Source organism: Methylobacterium sp. Leaf123, from assembly GCF_001423405.1.
Lineage (GTDB): Bacteria > Pseudomonadota > Alphaproteobacteria > Rhizobiales > Beijerinckiaceae > Methylobacterium.
In genome coordinates this window covers 540959-553905 of record NZ_LMNS01000001.1, presented here as the reverse complement: position 1 = coordinate 553905, position 12947 = coordinate 540959, and the positions used below count along the sequence as shown (strand labels likewise).

14 protein-coding genes and 1 other RNA gene are annotated in these 12947 nt (G+C 67.7%); 10 read left to right on the top strand and 5 right to left on the bottom strand.

The window, feature by feature from the left end; all coding sequences use genetic code 11:
* Positions 1-162: 162 nt before the first annotated feature.
* The 3 genes from ASF53_RS02445 to ASF53_RS02435 all read left to right on the top strand — a co-directional run bounded on the left by ASF53_RS02445 (position 163) and on the right by ASF53_RS02435 (position 2040).
* A complete protein-coding gene (locus ASF53_RS02445) occupies positions 163-684 on the top strand; it encodes a DedA family protein (protein ID WP_056193179.1) in 522 nt (173 codons plus the stop codon).
* A 6-nt stretch (positions 685-690) separates the two neighbouring features.
* A complete protein-coding gene (locus tag ASF53_RS02440; RefSeq protein WP_056193176.1) occupies positions 691-1485 on the top strand; it encodes a cobalamin-binding protein in 795 nt (264 codons plus the stop codon).
* Between the two features lie 69 nt (positions 1486-1554).
* Positions 1555-2040, top strand: coding sequence for an MmcB family DNA repair protein (locus tag ASF53_RS02435; protein WP_056193172.1), 486 nt, complete (start codon positions 1555-1557; stop codon positions 2038-2040).
* Here ASF53_RS02435 and ASF53_RS02430 read toward each other — a convergent pair.
* The 3 genes from ASF53_RS02430 to fumC are packed head-to-tail and all read right to left on the bottom strand — an operon-like array spanning position 1963 to position 3938.
* Positions 1963-2232, bottom strand: coding sequence for a ribbon-helix-helix domain-containing protein (locus ASF53_RS02430; protein WP_502690544.1), 270 nt, complete (start codon positions 2230-2232; stop codon positions 1963-1965). The two genes, ASF53_RS02435 and ASF53_RS02430, sit on opposite strands and share 78 nt — an antisense overlap.
* Positions 2233-2270: 38 nt before the next feature.
* A complete protein-coding gene (locus ASF53_RS02425) occupies positions 2271-2459 on the bottom strand; it encodes a DUF4169 family protein (protein WP_056193166.1) in 189 nt (62 codons plus the stop codon).
* Between the two features lie 60 nt (positions 2460-2519).
* Positions 2520-3938: a class II fumarate hydratase gene (gene fumC / locus ASF53_RS02420; RefSeq protein ID WP_015951162.1), complete on the bottom strand. Its 1419-nt coding sequence runs from the start codon at positions 3936-3938 to the stop codon at positions 2520-2522.
* A 125-nt stretch (positions 3939-4063) separates the two neighbouring features.
* Between fumC and ASF53_RS02415 the strand changes: the two genes are divergently transcribed.
* Positions 4064-5464 carry a cytochrome P450 gene (locus tag ASF53_RS02415; protein WP_056193163.1) on the top strand — a complete coding sequence of 467 codons (1401 nt, stop codon included), beginning with the start codon at positions 4064-4066 and terminating at the stop codon, positions 5462-5464.
* 52 nt (positions 5465-5516) lie between these two features.
* Here the strand turns inward: ASF53_RS02415 and ASF53_RS02410 are convergent, their stop codons facing one another.
* Both ASF53_RS02410 and ssrA read right to left on the bottom strand, forming a co-directional pair.
* Positions 5517-6170 carry an SspB family protein gene (locus ASF53_RS02410; RefSeq protein WP_056193158.1) on the bottom strand — a complete coding sequence of 218 codons (654 nt, stop codon included), beginning with the start codon at positions 6168-6170 and terminating at the stop codon, positions 5517-5519.
* Between the two features lie 57 nt (positions 6171-6227).
* Positions 6228-6605: a transfer-messenger RNA gene (ssrA, locus tag ASF53_RS24660) on the bottom strand.
* A gap of 42 nt (positions 6606-6647) precedes the next feature.
* Between ssrA and ASF53_RS02405 the strand changes: the two genes are divergently transcribed.
* The 6 genes from ASF53_RS02405 to ASF53_RS02380 all read left to right on the top strand — a co-directional run bounded on the left by ASF53_RS02405 (position 6648) and on the right by ASF53_RS02380 (position 12882).
* Positions 6648-7475, top strand: a complete 828-nt coding sequence (locus ASF53_RS02405) for a CPBP family intramembrane glutamic endopeptidase (protein ID WP_056193157.1) — start codon at positions 6648-6650, stop codon at positions 7473-7475.
* Between the two features lie 95 nt (positions 7476-7570).
* Positions 7571-8365: a thymidylate synthase gene (locus ASF53_RS02400; RefSeq protein ID WP_056193154.1), complete on the top strand. Its 795-nt coding sequence runs from the start codon at positions 7571-7573 to the stop codon at positions 8363-8365.
* Positions 8365-8865 carry a dihydrofolate reductase gene (locus ASF53_RS02395; protein WP_056193151.1) on the top strand — a complete coding sequence of 167 codons (501 nt, stop codon included), beginning with the start codon at positions 8365-8367 and terminating at the stop codon, positions 8863-8865. The genes ASF53_RS02400 and ASF53_RS02395 overlap by 1 nt, the downstream gene beginning before the upstream one ends.
* A 268-nt stretch (positions 8866-9133) precedes the next feature.
* Entirely contained in the window at positions 9134-10282 is a 1149-nt protein-coding gene (hflK, locus tag ASF53_RS02390) for an FtsH protease activity modulator HflK (RefSeq protein ID WP_056193148.1), read from the top strand.
* Entirely contained in the window at positions 10279-11235 is a 957-nt protein-coding gene (gene hflC, locus ASF53_RS02385; RefSeq protein WP_056193145.1) for a protease modulator HflC, read from the top strand. Before hflK ends, hflC begins: the two co-directional genes overlap by 4 nt.
* A 111-nt stretch (positions 11236-11346) precedes the next feature.
* Complete coding sequence (locus ASF53_RS02380; protein ID WP_056193142.1) at positions 11347-12882, top strand: Do family serine endopeptidase; 1536 nt, start codon at positions 11347-11349, stop codon at positions 12880-12882.
* The last annotated feature ends 65 nt before the right edge of the window (positions 12883-12947 follow it).

Genomic DNA, 12947 nt, shown 5'->3' with positions numbered 1-12947 from the left:
CCGATCGATGCAGCGGCGCGTTAGGGCTCGGCCGACCTTGAGCGCAGCCCGACGAAGCGGTCACCGGTTCGTCGAAAGATGCACATCAAAACAAAGACCGAGAGACGCCGGCCTGATGCCATCAGGTCGGATACGGCTCTCGGCCAATCTTCCGGAGTGCGTATGGATTTCGACGCCGCCCGCCAATCCGTCCTCACCTTCATCGAGACCTACAAGGCGTGGGCACCCTTGGTGACGGGCGTGATCGCCTTCTGCGAATCGCTGGCGGTCCTGTCGCTGCTGGTGCCGGCCACGGCGATCCTGCTCGGCGTCGGCGCGCTGATCGGCAGCAGCGGCCTGCCGTTCTGGCCCCTGGTGATCGGGGCGGGCATCGGCGCGGGGCTGGGGGATTGGGTCTCCTACGAGGTCGGGCATTACTACAAGGACGGCGTGAAGCGCCTCTGGCCGATGAGCCGGCACCCGGAGATGACGGCCAAGGCCGAAGCCTTCCTGCGGCGCTGGGGGGCGGGGGCGATTCTCATCGGCCGCTTCATCGGTCCGGCGCGGGCGGTGGTGCCGCTGGTCGCCGGCAGCTTCGGCCTCGCCCGCATCCCGTTCCAGCTCGCGAATTGGAGTTCGGCCTTCGTCTGGGCCTTCGTCCTGCTCGCCCCCGGTGCGGGCCTGCTGACGTGGCTGCATTACTGACGCGCCATGCGCCGCTTTCCGCCCGAACGCATTGTCTGCCTCACCGAGGAGACCGTCGAGACGCTCTACCTGCTGGGCGAGGATCGCCGCATCGTCGGCGTTTCGGGCTACGCCGTGCGCCCGCCGCAGGTGCGCCGGGAGAAGCCGCGGGTCTCGGCCTTCACCAGCGCCGATCTGCCCAAGATCCTCGCCCTCGAACCGGATCTCGTTCTGGCCTTCTCAGATCTTCAAGCGGAGATCGTCGCCAGCCTCGCCCGCGCCGGCATCGCGGTCCACCTGTTCAACCAGCGCGATGTCGCCGGCTGCCTCGCGATGATCCGCACCGTCGGCGCCCTCGTCGGCGCGGCGGAGCGGGCCGAGGCGCTGGCCCGGTCCTACGAGGCACAGCTTGCCGAGGCTGCCGCCGAGAGCGCGGGCGGCGTGAGGCTGAAGGTCTATTTCGAGGAATGGGACGAGCCGATGATCTCCGGCATCGGCTGGGTCTCCGACCTCATCGGCTATGCCGGTGGGCAGGACGTGTTTCCGGAGTTGAGCCGTGCGCAGGCAGCGAAAGACCGGATCGTCACCGCTGAGCAGGTGATCGCAGGCGCACCCGACGTCATCCTCGCTTCGTGGTGCGGCAAGCGCGTCAATGTGGAGCGCATCCGCAACCGGCCGGGATGGGAGGCCATTCCCGCCGTGGCGACGGGCCGTATCCACGAGATCAAGTCGCCGCTGATCCTCCAGCCGGGCCCGGCCGCGCTGACGGATGGGTTCGCGGCGATCCGGGCGGCTTTGGCCGTGCGGCAAAGCGGCCGGTGACACCGAGGTAATCGTGCTGGCAGGATGCGCGGACTCGATTCGGCCTCATCCGCAAGCCAACGCCCCGGCATGTCCACAGCGCTCGCTCACCTCGTCTTGCCACCGGACCGGCGCCAGTCGCCGACCGCGCTCAACATCCAGCGCGGGGTCCGTCGCCTGCTCGCCGAAATGGGCTGCGTGAGCCTACCGGAATTCTCACTCGCCAATGGGCGCCGGGCCGACGTGATCGCGCTCTGCGGCGCGGGCCGGCTCACCATTGTCGAGATCAAGTCGAGCGTCGCCGATTTCCGCGCCGACCGGAAATGGCCGGATTACCGCGACTATTGCGACCGCTTCTTCTTCGCGATCCCCGAGACGGTGCCGGAATCGCTGATCCCGGAGGAATGCGGCCTCATCGTCGCCGATTCCTTCGGCGCGGCGATCCTGCGCGAACCGCCGGACCATCCGCTGAGCCCGGCCCGGCGCAAGTCCGTCACCCTACGCTTCGCCCATTCCGCCGCCGGCCTCCTGCACGCCCTGGCCGATCCCGGTGCGATCAGGGAGGGGGCGCTCTGACGGCGCGTGCTCGTCGCGAAACGCGCCGAGCACGAACACCCGGATTGCCGAGGAAAGATTACGCGCGCCGCGCTCGGAATCGATCGCGCCGATCAGCGCCTGCACCGATTGTCCGCGCGCCTGCGCGATCTCTTGGAGTGCGCCCCAAAACTCCGCTTCCAGCGAAACGCTGGTGCGGTGGCCCGCGATCATGACCGAGCGTTTCGCGTTTTCCCGCAGGGGCGCCCGCGTCATTCCTTGTCGGGATCGGCGAGGCGGTGTCCCTCATGGCGGGACTGCTCGATCGCCTTGCGCGTCTCGGCCAGTGTCTTCGCCTTCTTCGGCCGGCTGAACAGGATGCGGTTCTCCGCGGCCTTGGCCTCTTTCGCCGCCTTCTCACGGTCCTTGCGCACTTGGCGCAGGTTGATGATCTCGGCCACCGTGTTAGCCCTCCGTACGACCCGACGCGGATGGTCCGCGCCGGGAAGCGAAACTAGCGCTTATTCCGCGCTCGGCGCCAGCATGGTTTCGGGGCGCACGACCCGCTCGAACTCCTCGTCCGTGACGTAGCCGAGCCGCAGCGCCTCTTCCTTGAGGGTGGTGCCGTTCTTGTGCGCGGTTTTGGCGATCTCGGCGGCCTTGTCGTAGCCGATCGAGGGGGCGAGCGCCGTCACCAGCATGAGCGAGCGGCTCATCAGGTCGCTGATCCGGTCGGTGTTGGCCTTGATGCCGACGACGCAATTGTCGGTGAAGCTGACCGAGGCGTCGGCCAGAATCCGCACCGATTGCAGCACCGCGTTGGCGATCACCGGCTTGAACACGTTGAGCTCGAAATGGCCCTGTGAGCCGGCAAAGCTCACCGTGGTGCCGTTGCCGACCACCTGCGCGCAGACCATCGTCAGCGCCTCGCACTGGGTCGGGTTGACTTTGCCCGGCATGATCGACGAGCCGGGCTCGTTCTCCGGCAGCGACAATTCGCCGAGGCCCGAGCGCGGGCCGGAGCCGAGCAGGCGGATGTCGTTGGCGATCTTGAACAGGCCCGAGGCCAAAGCCGTCAGCGCGCCCTGGAGGAAGACGAGGGCGTCGTGGGTGGCAAGCGCCTCGAACTTGTTCTCGGCCGAGGTGAAGGGCAGCCCGGTCAACTCCGCGACCTTGGCCGCGAACCGCTCCGCGAATTCCGGATGCGCGTTGAGGCCGGTGCCGACGGCGGTGCCGCCCTGCGCCAGCGCCAGCACGCCGGGGAGCGTAGCGGCGATGCGCGCGCCACCGAGCGCGACCTGTGCGGCGTAGCCGGAGAATTCCTGACCGAGCGAGACCGGCGTCGCATCCTGCAAGTGGGTGCGGCCGATCTTGACGATGCTCTCGAACTCTTTCGCCTTGGCATCGAGCGCGGTGTGCAGGTGGGAGAGCGCCGGCAGCAGCCGCTCCTGAACCTCGCGGGCAACCGCAATGTGCATGGCGGTGGGGAAGGTGTCGTTCGAGGACTGGCCGCGGTTGCAATGATCGTTGGGGTGGACCGGCGATTTGCCGCCGCGCTTGCCCCCGAGCCGCTCGTTGGCGAGGCTGGCGATGACCTCGTTGGCGTTCATGTTGGACTGCGTGCCCGAGCCCGTCTGCCACACCACCAGCGGGAACTCGTCGTCGTGCTGTCCGGCGACCACTTCGGCGGCGGATTCGGCGATCGCGTCGGCGATCTTCGGATCGAGGCCGCCGAGATCCTTGTTCACCAGCGCGGCCGCCTGCTTGACGATGCCGAGCGCATGGACGAGCGGCGCCGGCTGGCGCTCGGTGCCGATCTTGAAGTTCTGGATCGAGCGCTGCGTCTGGGCGCCCCAGTAGCGGTGGGCGGGCACTTCGATCGGGCCGAAGGTGTCGGACTCGGTGCGCGTCTCGACGGAAGGGTTCTCGTGCGGCGACATCGTGGCCTCTTCGTTGGCTCTGATGCGGCCCTACTTAACGAAGCACGATGACAAGCGCGATGCCAGCCCGGAACGGGGGATGACGCATCGCGCACTCCGTTACCGCCGAGGTTGTTCGCCTGCCGATGCTGGATACGCTGCCCCTCGCGCCACCGACGACCACACCGCTTTTCCGGCCCAAGGTGCCGCCGCCGCTCACGCAGCCGCTCGGTCTCTTCGCTTTCCTGAAAAAGGTGCGCGAGAACCCGATCGCGACGTGGATGGACGCGCATTTCGAGGAATTCGTCGTCGCGGGCGAGACGGCGATGGGGCGCATCACCGTCGTGAGCGATCCGGCCCTGGTGCGCTACCTGCTGGTGGAGCGTGCCGCCCACTACCGCAAGGACGACCTGCAAAAGCGCGTGCTGGCCCCTGGCCTCGGCGACGGCCTGCTCACGGCGGAAGGCAACGAGTGGCGGCTTCAGCGGCGCACGCTCGCGCCGATCTTTTCGGCGCGTCATGTCGCTGGCTTCGTCGCGAAGATGGACGCCGCCGGCGAACGCCTCGGCCGGCGTCTGGCGCGCCGCGACGGCGCCACGGTCGATGTCGCCCTGGAGATGACCCGCGCCACCCTCGACGTGTTGGAGCGGACGATCTTCACGCAAGGGCTTCCGGGCGATCCCGATGCGCTGGGACGCGCGATCACCCGCCTGCTCGAATCGATTGGGCCGATCGATCCCCTCGACGTGTTCGGCTTCCCCGCCTTCGTACCGCGGCTCGGCCGCCTGCGGGCGCGGCCGGCTTTGCGGTTCTTTGCCGAGGTGGTCGATACGCTGCTCGACGAGCGCAAGGCGGCGCTCGCCCGCGGCGAGGCGCCGCACGATCTGATGACGCTGCTCCTCGCGGCTCAGGACCCGGAGACCGGCCGCGGCCTCTCCGACCTCGAAGTGAAGGCCAACATCGTCACCTTCATCGCCGCCGGCCACGAGACCACGGCCAACGCCCTGACCTGGGCGCTCTACTGCCTGTCGCAGGATGAGGCGGCGCGTACCCGTGTCGAGGCGGAGGTCGATGCCGCCGTGGGACCGGACGGCGCGTTGCAGCTCGACCGGTTGCCCTTCACCAAGGCGGTGATGGAGGAGACGATGCGGCTCTTCCCGCCGGTGCCGTTCCTCAGCCGCCAAGCGCTCCGCGAGGACCGAATCGGCCGGGTGAAGATCCCACGCAACTCGACCGTCATCATCGCGCCCTGGGTGATGCACCGGCATCGCAAGCTGTGGGACGAGCCCGACGCCTTCATTCCCGAGCGCTTCCTCGGAGAGCGGCGCGACCGCGTCGAGCGCTTCGCCTACCTGCCGTTCGGGGCGGGTCCGCGGGTCTGCATCGGCCAGAGTTTTTCGGTGCAGGAGGCGACGTTGGTCCTCGCCCATGTAGCGCGCGCGGTGCGGCTCACCCTGCCGGCGGATCATCCGCCGGTGACACCGCTTCACCGCGTGACGCTGCGGCCGAAGGACGGCCTGCGAATGCTGGCCCAGCGGCGCGCTTAAACGCGCGCAGCCCGCTCCTCCGGAAGAGGAGCGGGCCGCGGAGGAGAAAGAATCAGTTCTTTTTACGGAAGGCGTCGAGGCTCACGACCTCGGCCGAGCCGTCGCGATCTGTCTTCTCGGCGGCCTCGGGCTTGGCCTCGCCGCCCTCTTCGGGCTTGTTGTCCGGCTTGAGATCCGTCTTCGCCTTGCCCGTAGCGGGAAGGGCCGGAACAATCTTCGGGCCGTTCTGCACCGTGGCGAGACCCGTGCTCCTCGGCTTGATCTCGGCGGGCTCGGAGGCCGCTCCGCGCGGGCCGGTCTTGGCCGGGGCGCTCGGCTGCGTCTCATCCGTCTGTTCGCCCTCGGCCCCCTCGTTGAGGTCGAACTTGAGCCCGAACTGCACGGACGGATCGAAGAAGCCCGACAAAGCGTCGAACGGAATCAGCAGCCGCTCCGGCACGCCCGAGAAGGACAGCCCGACCTCGAAGCTGTGCTCCGTCACGCCGAGATCCCAGAACTGGTGCTGCAGGACGATTGTCATGTCCTGCGGGTACTTCTCGCGCAGGCGCTGCGACATGCGCACACCCGGCGCCTCGGTCCGGAACGAAATGTAGAAGTGATGCTCGCCCGACAGCCCTTCACGCGCGGCGTCGGTCAGCACCTTGCGCACGACACCGCGCAGGGCGTCCTGAACCAGGAGATCGTAACGGATCAGATCTTCGGCCATCGGCGCTCGCTTCACCGGTCACGGCCGGGATGGGGCTGCGCCGGGTCGTGGAAATTGAGTGGAGGTTTCTGTTGCCAGGTACCTCCGAACCCCGCCTATGCGGTGCTACCCGCTAGGACTTTAGGTCGGTTTTTGGCACCGCTTACGCGGCGACAGCCACCGGAGCAAAGTTGTCGTTGGCAACTATTGCAAAGGCCCGATAACGGCGGAACCATGCCGAGCGAAAGTTCACCCTTTACGCCCTCGTCGATCCTATTTCGCCCCCGCCGGAACCCAACACGCTGAGGCCGTGCGGCCATCGGTCCTGGGTTCGGGTGGAGGCGCCGGGTACCGCCCCCGGGTCCGATAGGTTTATTTCGAAGAACGTTTATCGCCATAGCCGGCCTTGCGACCGGCAAAGCGAATATAGAGAGGCCGACGGCGGTTTTGAAGAGCGATCTGCGCTCAGACCCGCTCCGCGTTGCGAGCGTGGCTGATATGCCGCCCGCCACCGCCGACGCGCGCCCGTCGAAGCCCCCGCTCGCCCCCCTCAAAGGAGGGGTTTTGTGGTTCGGCCGGGTGCTGCGGCTTATCGCGGTCCCGCTCGCGATTCTGCTTCTGGCCAGCGGGCTCGCCATCCTCCTCGTGCGCGTGGGCGGCGATCTGCGGCTCGGCATCGACCCTTTCACGAACGCCGCCGCCCGCCCGCGGCTGCCCCTGTCGGAGGTGACGGGGCGCGGCGTCATGATGGACGCCCTGCGGCAGGTGCTGATGGCGGGGCTCGTGATCGGGCTCGCCGCCTGGGCCAGCGGCGGCGCGTGGCGCCAGCGGCTCGGACTGGCTCGCCCCCTCGAACCACGCCTGCCGATGCGGCGGCTCTGGCTGCTGCTCCCGCTCTGGCCGCTGATCCACATCGCCTGGGTGACGACCACGGCGGCGGCGCTCCACATGAATTTCGGCAGCGGGGTGCGTCTCTCGCCCTTCCTGAACCCGACGATGCTCGGCCTGTGGTTCGCCTTCGTCGTGGTGCTGGCCCCGGTCGCGGAGGAGTTGCTGCTGCGGGGCGAGACCTTCGCCCGAGCCAGCGCGTTCCTCGGCCCGGCGGGAACGATCGTGGCAACGGCGCTCCTCTTCTGCCTCGCCCATATCTCCCTCGATCCGGGCGCCAAGAGCGCGCTCGCCCGGCCACTCACCCTGCTGCCGCTCGCGCTCACCCTCGGCTGGCTGCGCTGGCGCACCGGCCGGCTCTGGCCCTGCATGCTGCTCCATGGCTGGAGCAATTTCTGTCTGCTCGCTTACCAGCTCGGGCCGAGCCTCCTGCGATAGCCGCTGATCCCACGTAACCACGACGGTGGGAAAGGCGGGACGGCAGCACGGCCCGACTCGACATCCGCCGGGGCACTTGCCAGACCTGAGGGGCCATGCGCGCCTATCACGATCTGCTCACCCGCATCCTGACCGAAGGCGTCCGCAAGGAGGACCGAACCGGCACGGGCACGCTCTCGGTGTTCGGCCATCAGATGCGGTTCGATCTGGCGGACGGCTTTCCCCTGGTGACGACGAAGCAGCTCCACCTGCGCTCGATCATCCACGAGCTGCTGTGGTTCCTGAAGGGCGACACCAATGTCGCCTATCTCAAGGAGAACGGCGTCTCGATCTGGGACGAGTGGGCCGATGCGAACGGCGATCTCGGCCCCGTCTACGGCAAGCAGTGGCGATCCTGGGCGAAGCCCGACGGTGGCACCGTCGATCAGATCGCCTGGATTCTCGACGAGATCGCCCGCAACCCGGATTCGCGCCGCCTCATCGTCTCGGCCTGGAACCCGGCCGACCTCGACCGGATGGCGCTCGCCCCCTGCCACTGCCTGTTCCAGTTCTACGTGGCGGACGGGCGCCTCTCCTGCCAGCTCTATCAGCGCTCGGCCGACGCCTTCCTCGGCGTGCCGTTCAACATCGCGAGCTACGCCCTGCTGACCGCGATGATGGCGCAGGTGACGGGGCTCAAACCCGGCGACTTCGTCCACACCTTCGGCGACGCGCATCTCTACGCCAACCATCTGGAGCAGACCCGCCTCCTGCTTTCCCGCGAACCGCGCGCCCTGCCCCGGTTGCGACTGAACCCGGAGGTGCGCTCGCCATTCGACTTTCGCTTCGAGGACATCGTGATCGAAGGCTACGAACCGCATCCCGCGATCAAGGCACCGGTGGCGGTCTGATGGACCGGCCCCGCATCGCTCTGGTCGCGGCCATCGCCCGCAACGGCGTGATCGGCCGCGACAACAGCCTCGCTTGGCGGCTGTCCAGCGACCTCAAGCGCTTCAAGGCGCTGACCATGGGCAAGCCGATCCTGATGGGGCGCAAGACCTGGGATTCGATCGGCCGCCCGCTGCCCGGGCGGCGCAGTCTGGTCATCACCCGCGACCGCAGCCTCGCCCTCCCCGACGTCACCGTCGTACATGATTGGGACGAGGCGCTTGCCGCCGCCCAGGGCGACGAGCTGATGGTGGTCGGCGGCGCCGAGATCTACAGACTCGCCCTGCCTCATGCCGACCGGCTGCATCTCACCGAAGTCGATGCGGCGCCGGAGGGCGATGCGTACTTTCCGCCCTTCGACCGAGACCTCTTCCGTGAGACGCTGCGCGAGGCGCACGGCCCCGGCGAGCGCGACGAGTTCGCGTTTCAATTCGTGGACTTGGAGCGGTCGGGCAGCCGTTGACCCAGCGTCAGGCGTTTTGGCCGCAGGGGCGGAAAGAGTTTCTTGGCACGAACGGCCGTTGCGGTTGACGCGGTGTGGGCCCACCTGCCAGCCTTGACAGGACTGCGCGGCACCACTCAGGTGCGCAGCGTCCGTGCGGCACCGCAAACGCGTTCTGGCGCTTGGGAAAACCGGCTTTTCCCGCCCCATAGCGGGGCGACGGATCGAGTTTAGGGCAAGGGTCGTCCGCATCCGCGGGGACCGGCTTCAGCAGGAGTTCACGTCGAGAATGCCTTGGAGCAATCAGAGCGGCGGCGGAGGTGGCCCCTGGGGCCGTCCCGGCGGCGGCGGCGGCGGTAACGGCGGCGGCCCCTGGGGTGGCGGGGGTGGCGGCAAGACGCCCCCCGATCTCGAGGATCTGCTCCGGCGCGGCCAGGATCGACTCCGCGGCGTCATGCCGGGCGGAGGCTTCGGCGGCGGCAAGGGACTCCTCCTGGCAGCGGGCCTCGTGCTCGGCGCGTGGCTGTTGACCGGCTTCTACATCGTGAAGCCGAACGAGGTCGGCATCAACACGATCTTCGGGCGCTATACCGGCCAGTCCGGTGAAGGCCTGCGCTACAACTTCCCCTACCCGATCGGCTCCGTGCAGAAGCCCAATGTCGGCATCGTGAACTCGATTCCGATCGGCTACATGGCCGCCGGCAACACCACCCGCCAGCGGGACGTGCCGGAAGAGAGCCTGATGCTCACCGGCGACGAAAACATCGTCGACATCGATTTCGAGGTGCAGTGGCGCGTCAACCCGCTCAAGGCGGAGGACTACGTCTTCAACCTCGCCAACCCGGACGGGACGATCAAGGCCATCGCCGAGAGCGCGATGCGCGAGGTGATCGGCCGCCGCAACATCCAGGCGATCCTGACCAACGAGCAATCCAGCATCTCTCAGGAGGTCAAGGAGATCGTCCAGGGCGCTCTGGACGAGTACGGCGCGGGTGTGCGGATCGAGGTCGTGCAGCTCACCAGCGTCACCCCTCCCCCGGAGGTGCGGCCCGCCTTCATCGACGTGAACGCGGCGCAGCAATATGCCCAGCAGGTGCGTAACGAGGCCGAGACCTATGCCAGCCGCGTGACGCCGGAAGCACGAGGCAATGCCAGCAAGGTTCTGCAAGCGGCCGAGGCCTACAAGTCCCAGGCGACCTCCGAGGCGACCGGTCAGGCATCCCGCTTCCGTCAGGTTTACGACTCCTACAAGGTCGCGCCCGAGGTCATCCGCGAGCGGATCTTCCTCGAGACGATGGAGCGCGTGCTCGGCTCGGTGAACAAGGTCATCATCGATCAGAACGGTGGCGTGGCCGGTGCCAACGCCGCAGGCGTGCTGCCGGTGCTGCCTCTGATGGAGAATGGACGGACGCAGACGAACGGAGCGACGGGCCGATGAACAATCCAGCCATTCGAACCGGCCTGGTCATCCTCGCGGCGGTCGCCGCGATCGGCCTCTACGCCTCCGTCTTCACCGTGGGGCAGATGCAGCAGGCGCTCGTGCTTCAGCTCGGCCGCGTGCGCGACGTGCTGAACCCCGTCGGCCAGAACAAGCCCGGCCTCTACTTCAAGGTGCCGTTCACCGACAGCGTCGTGCTGTTCGACAAAAGGGTGCTGGATCTCGACCTTCCGGTTCAGACCCTGCTCACCGCCGACCGACAGAACCTCGAAGTGGACGCCTTCGTCCGCTACCGGATCATCGATCCGCTGAAGTTCTATCAGGCGGCGGGGGCGATCGCCCTGGCGAACCAGCGTCTGGCGAGCTTCACCAACTCGGCGCTCCGCAACGTCCTGGCCCGGACCAGCCGCGACGCCATCGTGCGGACCGAGCGCGCCGAGCTGATGAACACGATCCAAGAGGACGTGAACAAACAGGCCAAGAGCCTCGGCATCGAGATCGTCGACCTGCGCATGACCCGTGTCGACCTTCCCGCGAAGAACAGTCAGGCGGTCTATGACCGCATGACCTCGGAGCGGAAGAAGGAGGCGACCGACATTCGCGCCAACGGTGATCAGGCGGCAACGCTGATCCGCGCCAAGGCCGACCGCGACGTCGTCGTGATCCTGGCCGAGGCCAATCAGAAGCAGGAAGAGCTGCGCGGTGAGGGCGACGCGGAGCGAAACCGCATCCTCGCCGAAGCGTTCAGCCAGGATGCTGACTTCTTCGCTTTCTACCGGTCGATGCAGGCCTACGAGCAGGCGCTGAAGGGGCAGGACACCCGCCTCGTGGTGAGTCCGAACTCGGACTTCTTCCGCTTCTTCAACGATCCGCAGGGACGCCGCCCGCAGGGCGCCCGCACCGGCGCCGCCCAGCCGACGGCTTCGGGCGCCACGACCGGCACGGTGCGCTAAGCGATCTGCGACCGATACGACCATCGCGGCCGGCGCCCTTGATCGGGGTGCCGGCCGCTGAATTTATAAGTCGGCCTGAAACAGGCACTCTTTGAGCTTGAGGAAACGTCCATGAGTCTCGCCGCGAACGCCGTCCGGGGTCGAACGCCGTCGTTTGCCCGGCGCGCCTCATCGGCCCTGGCCGCCGCGGTGCTGGGCGTCACCGTCACGGTCACCGCCCTGCCGCTCCCCGCCTTTGCCCGCGGCCCGGAATCGCTCGCCGACCTCGCCGAGAAGGTGACGGATGCGGTGGTGAACATCTCCGCCTCGACGACGGTCGAAGCCAGCAACCGCGGCGGCCGGACCATGCCGCAACTGCCTCAGGGCACCCCATTCGAGGATCTCTTCGAGGAGTTCTTCAAGCGGCGCGGCCAAGGTGCGCCGAAGGGTGACGAGGACAGCCCGCGCGGACCGACGCGCAAGTCGAACTCGCTCGGCTCCGGCTTCATCATCGACGCGTCGGGCATCGTGGTGACGAACAACCACGTCATCGGCGACGCCAACGACATCCAGGTCATCCTGAGCGACGGCACCAAGCTGAAGGCGGAGATCATCGGCAAGGATCCGAAGATCGACCTCGCCCTGCTGCGGGTGAAGCCGACGGCCGAGCGCCCGCTCAAGGCCGTGCCCTTCGGCGATTCCGAAAAGATGCGCCCGGGCGACTGGGTGATGGCGATCGGCAACCCGTTCGGCCTCGGCGGATCGGTCTCCGCCGGCATCGTCTCGGCCCGGGGCCGCAACATCGAGTCAGGCCCCTACGACAACTACATCCAGACGGATGCGGCCATCAACAAGGGCAATTCGGGCGGCCCGCTGTTCAACATGGACGGCGAGGTGATCGGCATCAACACCGCGATCCTCTCGCCCTCCGGCGGCTCGGTCGGCATCGGCTTTGCCGTGCCCTCGGCGACGGCGAATCAGGTCGTCGATCAGCTCCGCCAGTTCGGCGAGGTCCGCCGCGGCTGGATCGGCGTGCGCATCCAGAACGTCGATGAGGCCACCGCCGAGGCGCTCGGCCTGAAGGGCGGCGCGAAGGGCGCACTGGTGGCCGGCGTCGATGAGAAGGGCCCGGCCAAGACCGCGGGGCTCGAGGTCGGCGACGTCATCGTCAAGTTCAACGGTGTGCCGGTGAAATCCTCCAGCGAGTTGCCGCGCATCGTCGCCGCGACCCCGGTGGGCAAGTCCGTGGACGTCCAGGTCGTGCGCAAGGGCGAAGAGCAGACGAAATCCGTCGTGCTCGGTCGCCTGGAGGACGGCGAGAAGACGCAGGTCGCCAACGTCAAGCAGCCGGAGGCGGAATCGGTCAATCGCCAAGTCCTCGGCCTCAACCTCTCCGGCCTCAATGACGAGGCAAGGCGCCGCTACGGCATCAAGGAGAGCGTCAAGACCGGCGTGGTCGTCACCAAGGTCGACCCCAACTCGACCGCCGCCGACAAGCGCATCCAGCCGGGCGAGGTTATCGTCGAGGTCGGCCAGGAAGCGGTTTCGAACCCCGCCGACGTGACGAAGCGCGTCGAGGCTTTCAAGAAGGAGGGCCGCAAGTCGGTGCTGCTGCTGGTGGCCAGCACCAGCGGCGACGTGCGCTTCGTGGCGATCGGGCTGGAGTAAGCGGCGACCCGATCGATGGTGCTGCCATCCCCTCTTCCCAAACTAGGGAGAGGGGATGGACACGC

Bases quoted from the DNA above. Each gene is read 5' to 3' on its own strand.
- ASF53_RS02445 (WP_056193179.1), top strand. From the start codon at position 163: ATGGATTTCGACGCCGCCCGCCAATCCGTCCTCACCTTCATCGAGACC.
- ASF53_RS02440 (WP_056193176.1), top strand. From the start codon at position 691: ATGCGCCGCTTTCCGCCCGAACGCATTGTCTGCCTCACCGAGGAGACC.
- ASF53_RS02435 (WP_056193172.1), top strand. From the start codon at position 1,555: ATGTCCACAGCGCTCGCTCACCTCGTCTTGCCACCGGACCGGCGCCAG.
- ASF53_RS02430 (WP_502690544.1), bottom strand. From the start codon at position 2,232: ATGATCGCGGGCCACCGCACCAGCGTTTCGCTGGAAGCGGAGTTTTGG.
- fumC (WP_015951162.1), bottom strand. From the start codon at position 3,938: ATGTCGCCGCACGAGAACCCTTCCGTCGAGACGCGCACCGAGTCCGAC.
- ASF53_RS02415 (WP_056193163.1), top strand. From the start codon at position 4,064: ATGCTGGATACGCTGCCCCTCGCGCCACCGACGACCACACCGCTTTTC.
- ASF53_RS02410 (WP_056193158.1), bottom strand. From the start codon at position 6,170: ATGGCCGAAGATCTGATCCGTTACGATCTCCTGGTTCAGGACGCCCTG.
- ASF53_RS02405 (WP_056193157.1), top strand. From the start codon at position 6,648: ATGCCGCCCGCCACCGCCGACGCGCGCCCGTCGAAGCCCCCGCTCGCC.
- ASF53_RS02400 (WP_056193154.1), top strand. From the start codon at position 7,571: ATGCGCGCCTATCACGATCTGCTCACCCGCATCCTGACCGAAGGCGTC.
- ASF53_RS02395 (WP_056193151.1), top strand. From the start codon at position 8,365: ATGGACCGGCCCCGCATCGCTCTGGTCGCGGCCATCGCCCGCAACGGC.
- hflK (WP_056193148.1), top strand. From the start codon at position 9,134: ATGCCTTGGAGCAATCAGAGCGGCGGCGGAGGTGGCCCCTGGGGCCGT.
- hflC (WP_056193145.1), top strand. From the start codon at position 10,279: ATGAACAATCCAGCCATTCGAACCGGCCTGGTCATCCTCGCGGCGGTC.
- ASF53_RS02380 (WP_056193142.1), top strand. From the start codon at position 11,347: ATGAGTCTCGCCGCGAACGCCGTCCGGGGTCGAACGCCGTCGTTTGCC.